Origin of the sequence: Rickettsia endosymbiont of Oedothorax gibbosus (assembly GCF_936269705.1) — a bacterium.
Lineage (GTDB): Bacteria > Pseudomonadota > Alphaproteobacteria > Rickettsiales > Rickettsiaceae > Tisiphia.
Genome location: NZ_OW370493.1, coordinates 1,385,293 through 1,404,906 on the forward strand (window position 1 = coordinate 1,385,293; position 19,614 = coordinate 1,404,906).

A 19,614-nucleotide genomic window follows, 5' to 3' on the forward strand; every position below is an offset into this window, starting at 1 on the left:
TAAGTGTGTAAATTTTTCATAGGGCTTAAATTCTACCTTCAAATTTTATCAAAAAGTGAGCCATAGCTGCGTTCCAGTTCGGAATCGGCATAACCCATTTCTTGGTCATATAATCAATTGCCAAATATAAGGTCTTAAAAACGGCATTATCATTTGGAAAAACCCGTTTATTCTTAGTAACCTTACGTAATTGGCTATTGACAGATTCTATACTATTAGTTGTGTATATTACTTTCCTTATCGCCTCAGGGTATTCTAGAAAAACCATTAAATTTTCCCAATGAACATACCAAGATTTAGCAATTTGTGGATACTGTTTACTCCATTTAGCTTCAAAAGATTCTAAAGCAAGATGTGCTTCTTCCTCTGTGCTAGCAGTATATATAGGCTTTAAATCAGCCGCTAATTCTTTTCGGTCTTTATATGATACATATTTTAAACTATTTCTAATCTGATGTACAATACATAATTGATGTTCGGTTTTCGGAAAAACTGCTTCTATTGCCTCAGACATACCGGTTAAATTATCACTGCAAGCAATAAGCATGTCTTGCATACCTCTGTTCTTCATCTCAGTAAAATTACCAAGCCAAAATTTAGCTCCTTCATTTTCACTGTTCCACAATCCTAAAATATCCTTCCTTCCAGATAAATCAATACCTAATGCTACATATACAGACTTATTGATAATTCGTTTATCTTGACGTACTTTTACTACTAAACAGTCAAAAAATACTATAGCATATACTCGATCCAATGGTCGGCTTTGCCATATCTTGACATCCTCAATTACATCATCAGTAATTTGACTTATCAAACTTTCGCTAACGTCAGCTCCATACAATTCTTGCATTTGAATCTTAATATCAGATAAGCTCATTCCTTTAGCGTATAACGATATTATTTTATCATCAAATCCTTCAATACGTCTTTGACGCTTCGGAATTAATGCAGGTTCAAATGTACTACTTCTATCCCTTGGAACCTCAATCTCTACAACTCCATTATTTGTTACTAGATTCTTTACTTTACTACCATTACGAACATTATTGCTATCAGTATGACAATATTTATCATATCCTAAGTGATTATTCATCTCTGACTGCAATGCCTTCTCTACAAGCCTTTTGGTTAATTGTTTTAATAAACCATCCTCTTTAAATAAAGTTGATATATCTGTATCATTATTTATTAATAAATCTATTGCTTGATTCATTGCTTCATTTTGTTTGTGACGCATTATAATTTCTCCTTTTGTTATATTATATTTTTATATAACCTTTGAAAAATTTACACACTTATTTGTACAGAGCCGCAAATAGCTCTAACTGTTGCTCTTTTATACGATTTTCCATATCTCCACGTGCACAGTAAATTTTATCATATAAATCTTCTGGCTTACCTGCTAAATTAGTTACTATATATCTTGGATTCTCACCAAGGCTAATTACTTCTGCTTTACCAACTATCTTACGATGACGACTCCAGCTATCAGCTTTATATTTAAATTCACTAAAAAAGCGTTGCTTCTCTTTGCTAATTGTGAAGGCTTCGTTAGATTGTTGCATCAATGGCTCAAGCAGCTTGTTGAGTCTAGTATTTTGGGCTATTCCGACTATATATTTTACATTATTTTCATCACACCAATCCAGCATCTGATGACGACAAAATCCACCATCACCACGAAAAATAATCTCTACTTCAGGCCACGATTGATGAAAACGCTTGACTAATAGAGATAATATTGCCCAGCTATGCTTTGCTTGTTCTAGCTTTGAGCTGCGAAGATTGCTTACTAACAGCTTTTTTCCACAAAAAACATATAAAGGTAGAAAGCAATTATGACGATAATATCCATGATAAAACTTCCCCTCTTGATTGCCATAAATTTCATCATCAGTGGCATCAAAATCAAGTATTAATTGTTTCGGCACGGTTTTATGAGATTCGACAAACTTGTCAATCATCACCTTATGAGCTTTAAGAGCAAATCCACGATCTGCTTTATTTTCTAAACGGCATAAAGTAGAGCTACTAGCCATATCGTCCAGTGTGTCTATACTTGTTTGCAAAGCTGGACATTTTCTTAAATTATCGTGATCATTTAAATCTTCATAACCAAGAGCAATACCATAAATACGCTGTTTGAGCATTGTTAAAATAGTATGAGTAATTTTATCAGAATCTCGCTTATCAGGAAAAATCTTAGCCAGTTCATTAGTTAGACCAAGTCTTTTATCTGCTTCTCTTAGCAATAATACACCTCCATCGCTACTAATATTACCTCCTGTGAAATTTATTTCTATTTGACGATTTTTTACTTTCGATTGGTAAATTAATCCTGTACAATTTGTCATGGCAAAACCCTCTATGTAATCTTCTTTTAACACTGATATTATATAGTATTACAAGGGTTTTGTCTCTATTCTTTCATGCAATATTCAGGTTAAGGTTTTCTTAAACATCGTATAAAGAATTTCATCTTGTTAATGAAGAGTGCAGAGTATTATAGTGACGATTTATTTATTGATCATAATGAAGCTGAAAAATATGGCATTTATCTTAAAAAGAATCATGTAAAAGACCTAGTGATAGCCTACTTAAAAGCATTTCCAAGGCTAATAACTAAGAATTTTATTAGTTTTATACTAATATTTGTTTATTTAGCAGCTATTTTAACAAATAAACAATCTAATAATCCTGAGAAGGTTATTTTAACTTATATTGTTGCGATAGGTCTTGTTTTTTCGGTAGTATTATTTTTTGCTACTATGGCATGTGATTACCGTTACTACTATGTCATAAGAGTGTTAACATTATTTAGCCTGCCAATTTATCTGAAATTTAGATATTGCAAAACATCACAAAAATAATGAAAACAGCTATTAGTGGAGCATAAAAATCTGTTATATTATAGATATAACTAGATTTTACACTTTTTAATAAGGTTACCCTACATGTCAATAGCACTAGAATCTAAATGTTCAGTAAATGGCAAAATTTGGCAGCAGCGATTAGTCAACGAGGATGCTGTTCTAGAGCTTTGTCGTTCTGTAGGAATTAGTGATTTTTTAGCTAGGGTTCTATTTCCTCGCCTGGAGAACTTAGCACAAGCGGCTGACTTTTTATCACCTAAACTTAAGAACCTACTGCCATATCCTTTTCATTTACTTGATATGCACAAGGCAGTAGATAGAGCTATAGAAGCCATTATAAATAAACAAAAAATCTGCATATTTGCTGATTATGATGTTGATGGGGCTACTTCTTCATCATTGCTTAAGAATCTATTTAGGGATTTGGGGCAGAATGTTGATATTTATGTTCCAGACCGAATTGCTGAAGGATATGGACCAACCCCAGCTGCTATGCAAAAAATTAAGGATAATGGAACTAAGCTGCTTATTACTGTAGATTGCGGAGCAATGGCACATGAGGCTCTGAAACATGCAGCACTAGTAGGGCTTGATGTGATAGTGATCGATCATCACATTAGTAGCGATATATTACCTGAGGCTGTTGCCGTTGTTAATCCAAATCGTATTGATGAAACCAGCGATTATAAGTATCTGGCTGCTGTAGGAGTATCATTTTTATTTGCTACTGCCTTATTATCTGATTTAAAAAAACAAAATTTCTTTGCCAATCATCATGACATTAGTGGTAGGGATGATATTACTATACCTAACTTAATGCAGTATTTAGATTTAGTTGCCCTTGGTACGGTATGCGATGTAATGAAGCTTGTTCACTTAAATCGTGCTTTTGTTACTCAAGGATTAAAAATCCTTCAGCAAAGAAAAAATTTAGGTATGACAACCTTATGCGATATTGCTGGCTTAAATGAAAAACCAAACTGTTATCATTTGGGATTTGTCTTGGGGCCTAGGATTAATGCTGGGGGAAGAGTTGGTAAATCATCATTAGGGGCTAATCTTTTATCTACCGAATGTCCAATAGAAGCAAATAGATTAGCACAGGAGTTGGAGAAACATAATAATGAGCGGAAAGTAATAGAACTGATGATGATAGAGGAAGCTACTCAAATAGCTTTAACTCAGGAAAATGATAGCTCATTATTTATAATTGGTAAAGGATGGCATCCGGGTGTGATTGGTATTGTCGCTGGAAGATTAAAAGAAAAATTTAATAAACCGGTGTCAGTTATAGCTTTAAATGATGGAATAGGTAAGGCTTCTTGTCGTTCTATCAAAAATGTTGATTTTGGTAGTAAAATTATCAACGCCAAGACTAAAGAGTTAATTGTAGTTGGCGGGGGGCATTCAATGGCTGCTGGATTTACAGTATTAGAAGAAAAATTACTAGAGTTGCAAGAATTCTTAAATCACGCCTTTAAGAGTGATATGAATAATCAGAATGACCTTACAGGCGAAGAATATGATGCTGAGCTCACTACTAGTAGTGTAAATTTGCTATTAATGGATGAGCTAATTAAACTTGAGCCATTTGGTCAGGGAAATCCTGAACCAATATTTAAATTCTCTAATCTTTTTGTTTTGAAAGCTGACATAGTTGGTGGTAAACATATAAAATGTTTGCTAGCCCCTTCTAAGGAAGCGTTTGGCTCTAAAGCCCTTGCTGCTATTGCTTTTAATGCCGTGTCTAGTCCGATAGAGAATATATTGCTTAATGTTAAGTCTTATAATATTTCCGTGATTGGATCATTAAAAGTTAATAGCTGGCAAGAACGTCATACTATACAATTACAAATAAAGGACTTGATAATATGATTTTTTCTACTAATATGAGTTTGTACATCTCCTATCTTGAAAGTCGTTGCGAGGAGCCACTTTGGTGGCGACGAAGCAATCCAAAATGATGAAAAAACATAAGAATGGATTGCTTCGTCGACCTTATGGTCTCCTCGCAATGACGTTTAGATAAGGAGCATAATTAACCATTATATATAAGTTTTCTATGGCAACTAAGCAACTAAAAACACGGACTAATTCTTCTATCGAAGCAACAAACGATCTTGCTGTAGTTCAAGAACATTATCAAGATTACCCTTATCCTTATAGAGATCCTGAGGATGAAACAAAAAGATTACTGGCTATTACTGGTGAATTTTTGGGGGAATTAAATCATTACTTATATCGAGGTAAAAAAGATTTTAACTCAGGTTTTCGGGTATTAATTGCTGGCGGTGGTACTGGTGATTCTGCTATATACATGGCAGAGCAGCTAAAAAATAAAAATGCCGAAGTGGTATATTTAGATTTTAGTAAGCCAAGTATGGAGATTGCCCAAAAACGTGCCGAGAAACGCGGTCTTACCAATATTAAATGGGTATATGATTCTATCTTAAATATCCCAAAGCTTAATTTAGGCAAGTTTGATTATATTAATTGCTCAGGAGTATTACACCATTTAAAAAGCCCTCCCGATGGTTTAAAAATTTTACAGGAGTCTTTAACTTCCAATGGAGCAGTTGGAGTAATGGTCTATGCTAAATATGGTCGTACTGGACTATATCAGGTGCAAGATATTATGAAAATGGTAAATCAGGGTGTTAATAATAGGGTAGAGGAAATAATGAATGCCAAGGCTGTTATGGCTGGCTTCCCTGCAACTAATTGGTATATACGTGGGCAAGAACTATTAAGAGACCATGTTTTTTTTGCGATGTAGGATTATATGATATGTTCTTACATAAACAAGATAGGGCTTATTCCATTCCCGAGTTATACGAATTTATCCATAATGCAGGTTTGAATTTTGTTGAATTTTCTGATGTTAGCGAAAAATTAGCTCTAAGAATTGAGAATTATATTAGCGATTTCTCTCTTTTGCAAAAAATTAAGAGGATGGATATAATAACTCAGCAAGCAATTTGTGAATTAATGGTTGGCAATATCATTAAACATAGTTTTTTTGCTTCTAATGCAAAAGATACCATTGCTACTCTTGATGATTTGGATAATGTACCATATTTTTATGGTATTGCGGGTATTGCTAAACAAATTTATGATCACATGGAAGCTAGTGCTTTGATAGCTGGCAACGTCATTAATTTTACGTTAAATAATTCATTGTTAAAAGATGTCAAGATTACTATACCAGTTTCTAACTATACCAAATATGTTTTTAAACAAATGATAGATGGTGGTAAAAGTTTATAATGGTTCCAATATTTTGGACAGAAAAATAAGAAAAATGAGATAGAATTCTTTAGCAAACAAGGAGAGCTAGAGATGAAAAAACAAGTAAGGCAATATAGTGCTGAGGAGAAAGCCAAAATTGTCATAGAAGCAATTAAGGGAGAGCTAACAATAGCCCAGATAACCAGTAAGTATGGTGTTCATGCAACACAGATAAGTAACTGGAAAAAACAAGGTCTTGAGTTGTTAGTACAAGGTTTTAAGAATAAAACACAGAGTGCTGATCCAAATCAGCAGGGGTTAATCAAGAATCTATATGAGCAAATTGGTCAGTTAAGCGTTGAGTGTGACTGGCTCAAAAAAAAATCTGCATTGTTTAGAATTAAAGGTTAGGTGTAATATGATAGAGCCTAATCATAATAAGTTAACAATTGTACAACAGTGTAAGTTATTGGATATTAGCAGGTCAACCTATTACTATCAACCTACTGGTATTAGTGAACAAGATATCAAGATTATGGCAATAATTGATGAGACCTATACTATGCATCCATATTATGGTATGCGGCGGATGGCTAAATATTTACAAGCCCAAGGTTTTTCGGTAGGTCGTAAAGCTGTTAGACGTTACTACAAGATAATGGGTCTTGAAGCTGTTTATCCTAAAATAAATTTAAGCAAGAGGAATCAAGTGCATAAAATATATCCTTATTTACTAAAAGGATTAGAAATAGTATTGCCAAACCAGGTTTGGAGTGCAGATATAACGTATATAAGACTGAGCCAAGGGTTCGTATATTTAGTAGCTATTATTGACTGGTATAGTCGTTATATTCTAAGTTGGCGAATCTCCATTAGTTTGGAAAGTGAATTTTGTGTAACAGCCCTTGAAGACGCTATAGAAAAATATGGTATGCCAAAAATATTTAATACTGATCAAGGAGTACAATTTACCTCGGAGAATTTTATTAGTATGCTAAAGCTACATAATATCTTGATTAGTATGGATGGTAAGGGACGAGCCTTAGATAATATTTTTATTGAACGTTTTTGGCGATCATTAAAACAGGAAAAAATTTATCGGATTATTTTAACAACAGTAAAGGAGGCAAAGACAGCAATTAACGAATATATGGACTTTTATAATAGACAAAGGATACATCAAGCTTTGGATTATAAAAATCCAGAATGTGTATATTTTGAAAAAAATATTGTATAAAAACAACAATTTAATTTTTGTGAATTATATCTCTATTTATCTAAATTTTTGTCTAGACAAAGGGGACCACCTTAAAATTTGGTAAATCCGATATTAATATTTTATTTTTAGTAATGGTAATTGGTAAAATATCGGTGCCAATATTCTGGAAGACTTTGTCGCATGGTGGCGGGTGTTCTGCAGAATTTATGAAGGAATTTTTACAGAAATTTATTAATAATTTTGGCGTTGAAAGAATAAAATATTTGCTTGCTGATAGAGAATTTATGAATAAAGAATGGTTAGACTTTCTGATAAATAACCATCTAAAGTTTGTTATTCCATTAAAAATGGATCATAAAATTCGTCTTACAAAAGGTTTAAGAACTTTAACCATTGAAAGAATATTTAGTGATGTTAAAGCCTTAGAGTATAGGGCTTGTAGTGGTATATTATGGAATAGAAAGGTTAATTTTACCGCATATAGAAATGATAAGAGCGAGCTGATGGTTCTGGTGTCTTCAATTGAAATAGAGCAAGATATTTTTGCTTTATATAAATTTCGTTGGAGTGTTAACGACTATTTTTGCACCTAAAAAGCGGTGGTTTTGATATTGAAAAAAGTCACATTGTAAAATTGGATAGATTTGAAAAATTATTAGTGATAACTGCTATTGCTTCAGCTTTAATAGTCAAAAATGGAATAATACAAAATGCCTTAAATCCCATCCGAATAAAACGGTACAAAACCATTGAAAGACAATTGTTTTCATTATTTACCTATGGCTTTGATCATATCAAAAATGCTTTTTATCAATCTACAACAGCCATAACGCAGCTAATATCCACATTATTAATACCTCCCAAACAAAAACTTTTTTCTATCCTAATACCATCTTTACAAAAATTGTAGGGTACTTATATCTTTAAATTATGATATAAGTAATGGTAAGAGGGTGATTTGAGGGGTACTTGATTGAGATAATCGAGCATAGAATAAGTACCCTCTTACAAAGTTTGCTTTGAACAAATTGCAGAAGGTGTTGGAAGTAGCAGCCTTGCACAATAAGACGAAGGAGATTATATCATGAGTAAAATAATAGGTCTAGATGTAAGTAAACAATGGCTTGATATATGTGTATATAATACAAGCGATAAACCTAAATATCATCGTTTTGCCAATGATGCAGCTGGTCATGAAGAGGTGATTAAATTAGCAAAAGAGCAAGAGATTAAGCTAATAATATGTGAACCCACTGGAGGATACGAAGCTGAGATTTGTCAAAAGCTGTATAATAATAAGCAACAAATACATAAGGTCAATACATATAGTTTTAATTCTTTTAGTAAATCGGTAAATTTGTGTAAAACTGATAGGAAGGATGCATTTAAATTAGCATATTATGGTGATAAGATGCAGCTTTCAGCGAATTATATATATCAAGTTGAATCAGAGAATTTGAAGAGATATAAGCAAAGACGAGAAGATTTAGTATTAATGCTTAGCAATGAAAAGAAAAGACTACATCATAGTATTGATGGTATTGATAAAGATAGTATAGAAAAACACATTAAATTCTTACAAAATGAAATAGCTGAGCTTGATAAGAAGTTAAACAAAACAATAGATGAGTCAGAAGAGTTAAAAGAGAAGGTAAAAATATTAGAGACTGTACCTGGTATTGGTAAATGTTTGGCTACAAAACTAATTAGTTTTGTACCTGAATTAGGGGATAAAAATTATAGTAGTAATGAATTGTCAGCAATTGTGGGGATAGCTCCGTACGCCCGTGATAGTGGTAATAAGCAAGGACGAAGATTTATTAGGGGAGGCAGAAAAATCATAGTACCCTACAATTTTTGTAAAGATGGTATTAGGATAGAAAAAAGTTTTTGTTTGGGAGGTATTAATAATGTGGATATTAGCTGCGTTATGGCTGTTGTAGATTGATAAAAAGCATTTTTGATATGATCAAAGCCATAGGTAAATAATGAAAACAATTGTCTTTCAATGGTTTTGTACCGTTTTATTCGGATGGGATTTAAGGCATTTTGTATTATTCCATTTTTGACTATTAAAGCTGAAGCAATAGCAGTTATCACTAATAATTTTTCAAATCTATCCAATTTTACAATGTGACTTTTTTCAATATCAAAACCACCGCTTTTTAGGTGCAAAAATAGTCGTTCAACACTCCAACGAAATTTATATAAAGCAAAAATATCTTGCTCTATTTCAATTGAAGACACCAGAACCATCAGCTCGCTCTTATCATTTCTATATGCGGTAAAATTAACCTTTCTATTCCATAATATACCACTACAAGCCCTATACTCTAAGGCTTTAACATCACTAAATATTCTTTCAATGGTTAAAGTTCTTAAACCTTTTGTAAGACGAATTTTATGATCCATTTTTAATGGAATAACAAACTTTAGATGGTTATTTATCAGAAAGTCTAACCATTCTTTATTCATAAATTCTCTATCAGCAAGCAAATATTTTATTCTTTCAACGCCAAAATTATTAATAAATTTCTGTAAAAATTCCTTCATAAATTCTGCAGAACACCCGCCACCATGCGACAAAGTCTTCCAGAATATTGGCACCGATATTTTACCAATTACCATTACTAAAAATAAAATATTAATATCGGATTTACCAAATTTCCAACTTGTCCTATCCATTGCTACGACATAATTTTTTGAAGCAAAAAAGCTTAATAGCAAATAGCCAACCTTCATATAATCAAAATTAAAATCTTTTAAAAAACGATAAATTCTATGAGTTTTTGACGTCGCTTTAGCATCACCTAAAATACCAAGTGCTAAACCTTTTTGATAAATTGAGCTGCCCGTCAGCAAACTAATTACCATACCAACCAAACATTTTAATCTTGATTTATTTCCGTCTATATATAAAATCAATTCTTGAAGTATTATATTATGCATTTTGTTATAAAAATACCTACCTTATACTACTTCACACCACTCTAAATCAACCATTCTTCTTCATCTTCTCAAAATTGTAGGGTACTATACAGAAAAATACCACGGGATGCTTTATACATGGCGGTATTAACTGGCAAAAATGGTTTTCAATATTTAAAAACTTTATACAATAGGCTTGTTAATAATTTTAAACCTAAGAAAGTTGCGATAGTTGCTTGTATGCGTAAGCTACTTGAAGTTTGCCATAAACTTATTCAACAAAAACGTTGTTTTATTATTTAGATAAATATTTTTTTGAAAATTTAGATAAAAGATAATTGCTATGACCCGACACACCCAACTCCACCCTTGTTTTTCTATTTCCTTAAACCATTCAATATGAAAGCCAGCGTCCATAATCACAATAACCCTTTTTCCATCAGGTATTATACTCTTTAATTTATTTAGAAATTCTACCGTTCTGCCCTTTAATTCACCTTCTTCAAACACATCTTGATACAAAGGTAAACTCATCCCTCTTGTACAAAATTGAGCACTTAGCATTTGTACCATGCGATCATCTTTAAGATAACATAAATCAATCACAACACTGTCATCATTAGAATGCTTGATAAACTCAAATATGAAATATGATAAAGCACTATAGAGATTATCAACCTCGTTATATAAATGTTTGTTACCTATACATCTATCAACTTTTTTTATTTTATGTTTTACTTTACTATCACCACTCAAGTTCCTGCCAATTGCACTCAAAGACAAATTCTGACTATATCGCAAGCCTTCTGCAACATCAAGTAATGCATTTAAACGATTATTATGTATAAAAGGACAATGTTCTTTTATTACTTCATTTAATACTGTTTTTACATCCATAACCTACTATCTCCATCATCATTAAATAATGAAGATATTCTATCAATTCTTGCTATTTTGCAACAATTTCATGGGGATACATCAGATTGCGAGGAGCCGCTAAAAGCGGTGCGCGGCAATCCAAGAAAAAGTGAATAGAAATGGATTGCTTCGTCGGTCTGGCGACCTCCTCGCAATGACGGGTTTGTATGGTAATTACCCTGAGTTTATATTTATACACAACCTTTAGTTATAATTCACCCCTCTTTTTAACTTTCAATAGTTATGGATGGCATCCTTATACAGAAGATTTTTCTTCTATAGTTTTCCTTACTAATAAACGTTTATTGAATATATTTTAAAAATATTTGATAAAAATCAATATTTTTTTTTCTAAAATACTTAGTGCTAGAGATTTTTAGTATATATTATCTATAGTTATTGCAATTATGGGGTAATATGTATATTGAAAACTTACAGCAAAATCAAGCGATTCAAAATTTAATCATAAAATCTGTTACAGATAATAACGTAGATAACCTCAGTTTGATGTAAGAGGAAGGTTGAGATTGTTTAATTTTCCAAAAGCTACAGAAATTTTATTAGGCTTAAAAACATAGGCAAGCAGTCCAGCTAATACGTTAGTTTGAAAATTCATAACAGATCTATGCCTTGTATGGTCTATATGACAAAGGTTTTTTAGTTGATCGTTAATGGTTTCAATAATATACCTTTTATTTAAAAACCGCTTTTTAATAGGATCTATTATTCTTTCTTTCATATTACTTTTAATTTTTGTTATTAGTTCTAAACCTTGATTAGCAAGGGATTGAGTGAGTTTTTTACTGATATACCCACGATCACCAAAAAGCCAGCCTTGTAATTTATCTACTAAATTTTCTACCACTGCTCTATCATCAACATTTCCTGGAGTTAAAGAAAAACTCATAATCTCTCCGCAACTGTTAATGACAATATGTAGCTTACAATAAGGTGGTCCCCTTTGTCTAGACAAAAATTTAGATAAATAGAGATATAATTCACAAAAATTAAATTGTTGTTTTTATACAATATTTTTTTCAAAATATACACATTCTGGAGTTTTATAATCCAAAGCTTGATGCATCCTTTGTCTATAATAACCTCAGTTTGATGTAAGAGGAAGGTTGAGATTGTTTAATTTTCCAAAAGCTACAGAAATTTTATTAGGCTTAAAAACATAGGTAAGCAGTCCAGCTAATACGTTAGTTTGAAAATTCATAACAGATCTGTGCCTTGTATGGTCTATATGACAAAGGTTTTTTAGTTGATCGTTAATGGTTTCAATAATATACCTTTTATTTAAAAACCGCTTTTTAATAGGATCTATTATTCTTTCTTTCATATTACTTTTAATTTTTGTTATTAGTTCTAAACCTTGATTAGCAAGGGATTGAGTGAGTTTTTTACTGATATACCCACGATCACCAAAAAGCCAGCCTTGTAATTTATCTACTAAATTTTCTACCACTGCTCTATCATCAACATTTCCTGGAGTTAAAGAAAAACTCATAATCTCTCCGCAACTGTTAATGACAATATGTAGCTTACAACCAAAGAACCACCCAGTGGAAGTCTTACCTCTTTTTGCTATGTCTTTGAATACTTTATGTCTATTAATTCTTAAATTATGGCAAGCAGGAAGTTTAGTAGAGTCGATATAATATTGACCAGTTTGTTTTCCTGATAGGCTTTTTAGCAGTAATACCATGGGCATGAAGCTCATTGGCATTAACTGAACAAAACGACTATAGCTCACAAGTTTTGGAAATTCCTTTCTATAACTTTGACATAGGCAGCATAAATAAAAATCTTTAAAGGTACGGTAGTGACTCAAGTGAAACATTACTATAATAGTAATAATCTCTGAGAGTCCTATACTGCAAACTACTTTACGCTTACGGTTAGGATTTGGTAATATATATTTATTTTGCTCCGTATCAAAATGCTTGCAAAAATCATCAATTAAGCAGAAAATCTCCGTAAGAGGGATCATAATATATTCTCCAATTTTGTTGTTATTATTCGAGAACTTTATAATCCCTCCCTTCTTACTTTTCAAATATTCTTTCTCCTAACACACTAGTTTGAAAGAAGGTTTTATTGTCCCAAAATTTGGTTAAAACCTCCGGCTTCAGCCGGAAAAGACTTCAGTCCTTGTTCTAAAATATTTCAATTTACTAATGTTATCATATATATTATTCTCTGAATAGAGAATAATATATATGACTGATTATAGTAAGTCTAGCCACACCGTATTTTACCACCGCTTCCATATCGTTTGGATTACTAAGTATCGATACAAAGTACTCACAGGTAACCTCAGGATTAGAATTAGAGAAATTATTGCTCAGGTAGCAGAATATCTTGGTATCAAAATCATCAATGGAATATTATCTGCCGATCATGTCCATATTATGGCTGAAATTCCACCTCATATATCCATTAGTCAGTTTGTTAAAGCAGCTAAAGGACGTTCATACGTCAGTTCGGGATAAGATATAGATGAAATAGTAATAGATAAAAGGATTGTCAAAAAGGAGTGCCTGCAGTATTTATATTTTTAAACAAAAAAACAAACTACAGGCATGAAAAAAGATATCACAGAATTATATAGTTTTATAGATGATTTTTGTAAAATTTATTTGGAGTATGAACAGAGAAAGTTATTACCATCAAATAAGCAAAGAAATCGCTGTTGTAGCATGAGTCTAAGTGAAATGTTAACAATAATAATTATGTTTCATACATCCTATGCTAAGAATTTTAAATTTTTCTATAAAAGTTATATAGAGTGCATGCATAAGGATGATTTTCCCAAAGCCTTGAGTTATAATAGATTTGTTGAATTAATGGCACGATTATTCATACCGCTAAATATGTTGATTCATTTGTTGTTTGGTGAGGAAACAGGTATTTATTTTATTGACTCTACAACGATTAAAGCTTGTCACAATAAAAGGCGTTATAGCAATAAAGTTTTTAAAGGATTAGCCAAACATAGTAAATCCTCTATGGGGTATTTTTATGGTTTTAAATTACATGTAATAATCAATAATAAAGGGGAGTTTATGGCATTAAAAGTGACCAAAGGCAATGTAGATGATAGGGTTCCAGTACCGGAGTTAACAAAAAGATTAACTGGAATTATAGCAGCTGATAAAGGTTATATTAAGCAAAATTTGTTCTTAAATTTATATGAAAGAGGCTTAAAAATGATTCATGGAATTAAGAAGAATATGGAAAATAAATTAATGGATTTGAAAGAAAAAATCTTACTTCGAAAGCGTAACTTAATTGAAACAGTTTTTGATTATCTAAAAAATAAAATGAACCTTGAACATACTAGACATAGATCACCAATAAATGCCTTTGTCCATATATTATCTACTCTTGTTGCTTACTCATTAAAGAAAAATAAACCTTCAACAAAATTTGATTTTAATCTACATGTTCACAATATCCTTATCCCGAATTGACGTATAGCGGTACATAATTTTACTTATTGTTTCCATATCACGCTACAAGACGGTTTTGAGTTGTATCTTACTGAATCTGATAAATCTTTATCAATTGATGGTATAAGATTTATGCCAAATTCTGGAATAACTTTAAAGGAAGGGGTTTTTAATGATTCCGCACAGAATTACATTATCTTATACCAATTGCAATAATTAACACGGTGTGTTTATCCAGTCTCTATACATAATTGATTTTACTAAATCTACATTATGAGCAAATTGATTCCAAGCGTAACAAGCCATAGTGACGATATCTTCATATACACCATAACATTGGTTAGACAAGAAATGATTTTTGATCCATTCCCAAACTTGTTCCATTGCATTAAGTTCCGGTGCATAGGGCGGAAGCGGTATCAAAGTGATATTGCTTGGCACAGTTAGTTTTTTGGCTGTGTGCCAACCTGCATTATCCGTTAGTAAAGCTATATGTCGGTTGCCTTGAATACTGCGAGAAAGCTCTTCTAAGAATTTATTCATTGCCTGTGTGTTTGCATATGGTAAAATTAATGCAAAAGCTTCTCCTGTATCATGGCAAGCAGCTCCATAAATATATGTTGAAATGAATTGCTGTTGCCGAACTTTACGGGGTCTAGTGCCACGCTTAGCCCATATACGAGTTAAGCTACCTTGTTGCCCAACTCGAGTTTCATCCTGAGACCATATATCAACTTTACATCTATCGATATTTTTTGGTAATAATTTTGTTAACATGTCTGGGAAGTTTTTTTATATGTATTTTGAGTCTCTTGATTTGACTTTGGATGCATTGAACGAGAAGTAATCCAGCTAAAACCAAGGCGGTGCATAGTATTGTAGACTGTTTTTAAAGCGCATTTAGCACCATATTCCTCAAGTAACATGATATGTAGCTCCTTTCCAGTTATATACCCACCAGTTTTACTTTCACTGAGCGTATTGATTTTATCAAAAAGAGCAGACTCTTGTATAGTGTTAATCTTCCTAGGGGCACCGCTTCTTTGTGATTCAAATAATCCTTCAAAACCATGATTCCTAAATCTTCTGAGCCATGATTGCACAGTTTTCCAGTGTGACTTCACTATTTCAGATATGGCTTTTAAAGATTTGCCTAATTGAAGGTGATACATCGCCAATAAACGTATACGATTTCGACCATGCGGCTCATGTTTCATCATTTTTATAAAATCATGACCATGAAAACCTTGTGGTAATATTAACCTAGCCATTTGAGTACCTTTATCAGTTAAAAACCCATTTTACACCACTGCGTTAATTATTGCAATTGGTATTAGAAGGAGTTTTTGAGAATAATGGAGTAGAGCAACATTATGATTTGACCCAGGCTATGGTCAGAATTTATATTAGTTGTGCTGATTCTTATAAGCATTTTATTACTTATTGCTGCAGCCTTTATACTAAAAGGGATTTAGATTTTACTTTACGTTTAGAGCCAAATATGGGATATAATCAGTCGTTACTGCAATCTTTTAGTAAGAAATGTCGTGCTAATTTTGGAGATTTGAAATGCAAAATAGATAAAACAGTTTATAGTCAGATATATAATATTCAGGAAATATTTGGCAGAACTATAGTCATTTCAGATATTGATAAAGAAAGTGGTTATTTTAATTATGGGGATGCTATTTTAGCTAATGGTCAATTTTATAGTAAGATAATTAGTCATTCTGGAAATGTAATTATATTGGATCAATTAATTCCTGATAGTATGAAGTGTAATAAAACGGTTGATCTTACTATAGGTTGTGATAAAAACTTTATAACTTGTTGCAATAAATTCAACAATGCAGTAAATTTTAGAGGAGAGCCATTGATTCCTGATGATAATTTTATAAAAGTGATTTAGAGGAATTAATCGTCTATTAGCGAGGAGTTATTTTAGTAGTGACGAAGCAATCTAATGAGTGTGGATTGCCACGACCACTACATGGTTTCGCAATGACGGGAATGCCGCAATAAATATGAAAATTAAATAAATAAAACCAAATGAGTAAAGATTTTGTAAGACATTTCCTAACTGGCTTTTTTAGTATATTTAAAATATCTAAAACAACAATAAGAAAGAAGCCAGAGACAGATTTGTCTGAGTATTTTGTTAAAATAGAAAAATATATTAATTCAACATTTCAAGAAATAAAAAAAGAATATGAAAGAGAGTAAAAGCTTCTTTGCTAGTAATAATAGATTGAATAAAGGATATTCAAAAATTAACAATAATCCTAGAGAAAAAGATAATAGCTTCTATCGTAAGAAGTTTGAGCATGTTATGCCGCCTATAGATTTAATGGAAGAATATGAAAATCTTCATCCAGGCACCTTGGCAAAATTAATTGCTATGGCAGAGAAAGAACAAACGCATAGACAGCAAATGGATATTAAAAGTATTGAGGTTTATGAAAATATAACAAAAAAAGGGAGAGTTAGTGCGGTTATATTTATGATAATGGTCTGTATTACTACGCTAATTTTAGCAATGTTTGGGCATTTTATGATAGCTAGTATTTTTACTGTTTTAGTATTTTTAGTTATAGGAGCCGGATTATTCCTATCTTCTACTAAATTTACCAGGCAGAAAGATTATCATAGAAGATGACATATAGCTACCCTGAAAAATATTTAACCGGATAATGTTTGTCATTTCTGGGTAAAATTTTGACACAAGGTTTAAAGTGGGCATAAATCCTAGAATTAAGGTTTAAAGTCTATTGCTATAGTCAATTCAGGGGATTAGGTATAGTCAATTGATGGGAAGTTGGTGACATCGTCACTCGCCTATAAGTAATAGGCGAGTGACGACGCATAAGCGTCAGTTTAAGAAAACAATAATTGAGAAATCGTCATTGCGAGGAGGCTTCTGCCTCTGAAGCAATCCATTTGGGTTACTTTTTTGGATTGTTTCGTTGCCCTAAGATGCTTATGCACAATGACGAGATATACATGACCTGTAAATGCCATGCGTAAGGTGGTAAAATTAAATGTTGAGTAAAATTTATGAGTAAATTACAAGAAGAAATGCAGGAAAGGCAAAAAACTCCTTTTGAGTATTTGGTATTTAGTGGGGGAGGAGCCAAGGGGGCAATATATTCCGGTGTTTATTCAGCTTTGGCAGAATCTGGAGCAGTTGGAATGGTCAAGGCTGTTGCAGGTTCATCTGCTGGGGCGATAAGTGCGGCGATGGTTGCCTGTGGTATTCCACCTGAAGAATTTGAGAAAATTTCAAAAGAGACTAATATTAAAGGTTTACTTGGTACGCAAGGATTTTCAGCTGGTCCGGTGCAGATTGGCAAGGATGGTACCCCATTATATGGTCTTTTAGATACTACAATCAGAAAAGGGGTATTTAATTTTTTGAAGGGCAAGAACTTTGGAGAGCTTTGTCAGTCAGGTCGTGATAGGATTGTACAACAGCAAGAAGAGTTAGAGCAAAAAAAGCAAGAGCTTTTAAACTCGATTGAACAATTAAAACAACAAGATGGTGATAATAGTCAACAGATTAGTGATATAAATGAGAATATTCAAGGGTTGGATTTTCAAAAACAACAGCTAAATAAGCAATTTGACAAAATTCAAACTATCATAGACTCCAATGGTAAAGAGTTCAGTGAATTAATGGAAAAATGCCAAGCTGGCGGGAAAATCCTTTTTAAGGATTTAGCTCTTTTAAGACTTGTCGATTCAGAGCAATTTAAAGATTTATTAATTACTGCAGTAAGGCGAGATAATGGTACATTGCAAATTTTTAGTGCGGAAAATAGCCCTGATGTTGAAATTGCTTTAGCTTGCCGTGCCTCTGCTTCAATTCCTATAGTTTTTCAACCGGTAACAATTGATGGGGTTGAATATGTTGATGGGGGATATAGGGACAATGTACCTATTGGATATTTTCCTGAAAATGAGAGTAAAGTGGATTCTGCCGAAGAATTAGATGGTTTTGATAATGTTGCTCTAGCAAAAAAACAGGGTAGGATACTGGCTCTTGCTTTTGGTAGTGGTATGGATGCTTCAACAAATGTGGCAATATATAGTGCCAAGCCTTTTGATATTCCAAGTGCTCTAATAAAATTTTTAATGGATGTAGTATATAAAACTCTGGCTCAAGTTGGTGGACATTTTAAATATACGGAAACTGATAAAGCTACTCTTACTAATTTACGTGAGAATGCATTAAATACGGTGACATTAGACACTCAAGGTATATCCACTCTTGATTTTGATGATGCTCAGAAATATGCAGGTTACTTGCATATTAAAGGACGTTTTCAGACGTTGGAATATTTAGATAATTACGAGTTAGGTAAGGGGGTAGATAAAAACTTTGAACAGCAAAAATTCCTTCTAAGCGTCTATGAGGTTTATGATAATGACAATTTGAATAAAACATTTTCTCATAAAATATTAGACCATATAATTCCGGCAAAGCCAACTGAGAAAAGTTGGCAAGATCGTGATGCTACTCGAAGTCATCAAGCAAAAGCTGAGGCACTTTTATCTTTTTGTACTTCAGAACGTTGGGAAGGAAAAGATAATAAGAGTCCCCTAAAAGATTATGTTATACTTGCAGCAACTAACCGAAATAAAGAAGTCAGAAATGATACCAAGGCATTAGAGTCGTTGATTAAGACTTTAAACTCTCCAACAACATCAAGTAAAATTAAAGAAGATTTTATACAATTACTATCTATTGATAAAAAACAAGATAAAAGATTGGATACAGAAAAAAGTCCAGCAAAGAATATTGCGGAATTTAAATTTACAAAAGAAGATTTTAGTGGTTTTTTAAGCAAAAATAAAAGTGAAGCTTTTCGTATTAGTAGCCAAGGGAAAGGAGTAGGGCGGACCAAAGGTGGATGACGCTAAATATAGAATTACTTTATATATAGGCGTTGCTCCATTGCTCCTGCTATCCAATTCTCCTGAATTGACTATA

At 32.5% G+C, this 19,614-nt stretch carries 21 protein-coding genes and 3 pseudogenes; 16 read left to right on the forward strand and 8 right to left on the reverse strand.

The genetic code is table 11. From position 1 onward, the window contains the following. Window positions 1-25: 25 nt before the first annotated feature. Window positions 26-1,240 carry an IS256 family transposase gene (locus NBW66_RS07535; RefSeq protein WP_250310568.1) on the reverse strand — a complete coding sequence of 405 codons (1,215 nt, stop codon included), beginning with the start codon at window positions 1,238-1,240 and terminating at the stop codon, window positions 26-28. Window positions 1,241-1,298: 58 nt separating this feature from the next. Continuing rightward, window positions 1,299-2,390, reverse strand: a complete 1,092-nt coding sequence (locus NBW66_RS07540; RefSeq protein WP_250310569.1) for an IS1380 family transposase — start codon at window positions 2,388-2,390, stop codon at window positions 1,299-1,301. Between the two features lie 99 nt (window positions 2,391-2,489). Here NBW66_RS07540 and NBW66_RS07545 point away from each other — a divergent pair, with 99 nt between their 5' ends. From NBW66_RS07545 to NBW66_RS07580, 8 genes and pseudogenes are all read left to right on the forward strand, one after another. Beyond that, on the forward strand, window positions 2,490-2,873 hold the full coding sequence (locus NBW66_RS07545; RefSeq protein ID WP_250310570.1) for a hypothetical protein: 384 nt from the start codon (window positions 2,490-2,492) through the stop codon (window positions 2,871-2,873). 84 nt (window positions 2,874-2,957) lie between these two features. Beyond that, window positions 2,958-4,751, forward strand: a complete 1,794-nt coding sequence (gene recJ, locus NBW66_RS07550) for a single-stranded-DNA-specific exonuclease RecJ (protein WP_250310571.1) — start codon at window positions 2,958-2,960, stop codon at window positions 4,749-4,751. Window positions 4,752-4,938: 187 nt separating this feature from the next. Further along, window positions 4,939-6,125 (forward strand): annotated as a pseudogene (locus NBW66_RS07555) (class I SAM-dependent methyltransferase); the annotation flags it as partial. 90 nt (window positions 6,126-6,215) lie between these two features. Further along, entirely contained in the window at window positions 6,216-6,515 is a 300-nt protein-coding gene (locus NBW66_RS07560) for a transposase (RefSeq protein WP_250310572.1), read from the forward strand. Window positions 6,516-6,522: 7 nt separating this feature from the next. Next, window positions 6,523-7,341: an IS3 family transposase gene (locus NBW66_RS07565; RefSeq protein WP_250310573.1), complete on the forward strand. Its 819-nt coding sequence runs from the start codon at window positions 6,523-6,525 to the stop codon at window positions 7,339-7,341. A gap of 113 nt (window positions 7,342-7,454) precedes the next feature. Beyond that, entirely contained in the window at window positions 7,455-7,916 is a 462-nt protein-coding gene (locus tag NBW66_RS07570) for a transposase (RefSeq protein WP_250310574.1), read from the forward strand. Continuing rightward, window positions 7,907-8,233 carry a hypothetical protein gene (locus tag NBW66_RS07575; protein ID WP_250310575.1) on the forward strand — a complete coding sequence of 109 codons (327 nt, stop codon included), beginning with the start codon at window positions 7,907-7,909 and terminating at the stop codon, window positions 8,231-8,233. Before NBW66_RS07570 ends, NBW66_RS07575 begins: the two co-directional genes overlap by 10 nt. 174 nt (window positions 8,234-8,407) lie before the next feature. Continuing rightward, complete coding sequence (locus tag NBW66_RS07580; protein WP_250310576.1) at window positions 8,408-9,271, forward strand: IS110 family transposase; 864 nt, start codon at window positions 8,408-8,410, stop codon at window positions 9,269-9,271. Here the strand turns inward: NBW66_RS07580 and NBW66_RS07585 are convergent. Next, window positions 9,172-10,272: a transposase gene (locus tag NBW66_RS07585; protein ID WP_250310546.1), complete on the reverse strand. Its 1,101-nt coding sequence runs from the start codon at window positions 10,270-10,272 to the stop codon at window positions 9,172-9,174. The genes NBW66_RS07580 and NBW66_RS07585 overlap by 100 nt on opposite strands. Window positions 10,273-10,389: 117 nt before the next feature. On the opposite strand from NBW66_RS07585, the gene NBW66_RS07590 reads away from it, so the two are divergent. Further along, window positions 10,390-10,554, forward strand: coding sequence for a hypothetical protein (locus NBW66_RS07590; RefSeq protein ID WP_250310577.1), 165 nt, complete (start codon window positions 10,390-10,392; stop codon window positions 10,552-10,554). Here NBW66_RS07590 and NBW66_RS07595 read toward each other — a convergent pair. The 3 genes and pseudogenes from NBW66_RS07595 to NBW66_RS07605 all read right to left on the reverse strand — a co-directional run bounded on the left by NBW66_RS07595 (window position 10,501) and on the right by NBW66_RS07605 (window position 13,162). Beyond that, complete coding sequence (locus NBW66_RS07595) at window positions 10,501-11,148, reverse strand: hypothetical protein (RefSeq protein WP_250310578.1); 648 nt, start codon at window positions 11,146-11,148, stop codon at window positions 10,501-10,503. The two genes, NBW66_RS07590 and NBW66_RS07595, sit on opposite strands and share 54 nt — an antisense overlap. Before the next feature lie 520 nt (window positions 11,149-11,668). Beyond that, window positions 11,669-12,115, reverse strand: a pseudogene (locus tag NBW66_RS07600) (IS982 family transposase); the annotation flags it as partial. Between the two features lie 156 nt (window positions 12,116-12,271). Continuing rightward, window positions 12,272-13,162, reverse strand: coding sequence for an IS982 family transposase (locus tag NBW66_RS07605; RefSeq protein ID WP_250310580.1), 891 nt, complete (start codon window positions 13,160-13,162; stop codon window positions 12,272-12,274). Between the two features lie 229 nt (window positions 13,163-13,391). On the opposite strand from NBW66_RS07605, the pseudogene tnpA reads away from it, so the two are divergent. The 3 genes and pseudogenes from tnpA to NBW66_RS15005 all read left to right on the forward strand — a co-directional run. After that, window positions 13,392-13,646 (forward strand): annotated as a pseudogene (tnpA, locus tag NBW66_RS07610) (IS200/IS605 family transposase); the annotation flags it as partial. Between the two features lie 108 nt (window positions 13,647-13,754). After that, window positions 13,755-14,645 carry an IS982 family transposase gene (locus tag NBW66_RS07615; RefSeq protein WP_250310582.1) on the forward strand — a complete coding sequence of 297 codons (891 nt, stop codon included), beginning with the start codon at window positions 13,755-13,757 and terminating at the stop codon, window positions 14,643-14,645. 3 nt (window positions 14,646-14,648) lie between these two features. Then, window positions 14,649-14,840: a baseplate hub domain-containing protein gene (locus NBW66_RS15005; RefSeq protein WP_410525829.1), complete on the forward strand. Its 192-nt coding sequence runs from the start codon at window positions 14,649-14,651 to the stop codon at window positions 14,838-14,840. Here NBW66_RS15005 and NBW66_RS07620 read toward each other — a convergent pair whose 3' ends face one another. Further along, entirely contained in the window at window positions 14,841-15,401 is a 561-nt protein-coding gene (locus NBW66_RS07620) for an IS630 family transposase (protein ID WP_250310543.1), read from the reverse strand. Beyond that, entirely contained in the window at window positions 15,395-15,895 is a 501-nt protein-coding gene (locus NBW66_RS07625; RefSeq protein WP_250310542.1) for a helix-turn-helix domain-containing protein, read from the reverse strand. The genes NBW66_RS07620 and NBW66_RS07625 overlap by 7 nt, the downstream gene beginning before the upstream one ends. A 50-nt stretch (window positions 15,896-15,945) precedes the next feature. Here NBW66_RS07625 and NBW66_RS07630 point away from each other — a divergent pair, with 50 nt between their 5' ends. The 4 genes from NBW66_RS07630 to NBW66_RS07645 all read left to right on the forward strand — a co-directional run bounded on the left by NBW66_RS07630 (window position 15,946) and on the right by NBW66_RS07645 (window position 19,538). Beyond that, a complete protein-coding gene (locus tag NBW66_RS07630; RefSeq protein ID WP_250310583.1) occupies window positions 15,946-16,533 on the forward strand; it encodes a phage BR0599 family protein in 588 nt (195 codons plus the stop codon). Window positions 16,534-16,673: 140 nt separating this feature from the next. Continuing rightward, a complete protein-coding gene (locus tag NBW66_RS07635; protein ID WP_250310584.1) occupies window positions 16,674-16,847 on the forward strand; it encodes a hypothetical protein in 174 nt (57 codons plus the stop codon). Continuing rightward, complete coding sequence (locus NBW66_RS07640; protein WP_410525785.1) at window positions 16,834-17,280, forward strand: DUF2335 domain-containing protein; 447 nt, start codon at window positions 16,834-16,836, stop codon at window positions 17,278-17,280. Before NBW66_RS07635 ends, NBW66_RS07640 begins: the two co-directional genes overlap by 14 nt. Before the next feature lie 398 nt (window positions 17,281-17,678). Then, entirely contained in the window at window positions 17,679-19,538 is a 1,860-nt protein-coding gene (locus NBW66_RS07645) for a patatin-like phospholipase family protein (protein ID WP_250310585.1), read from the forward strand. Window positions 19,539-19,614: the final 76 nt, after the last annotated feature.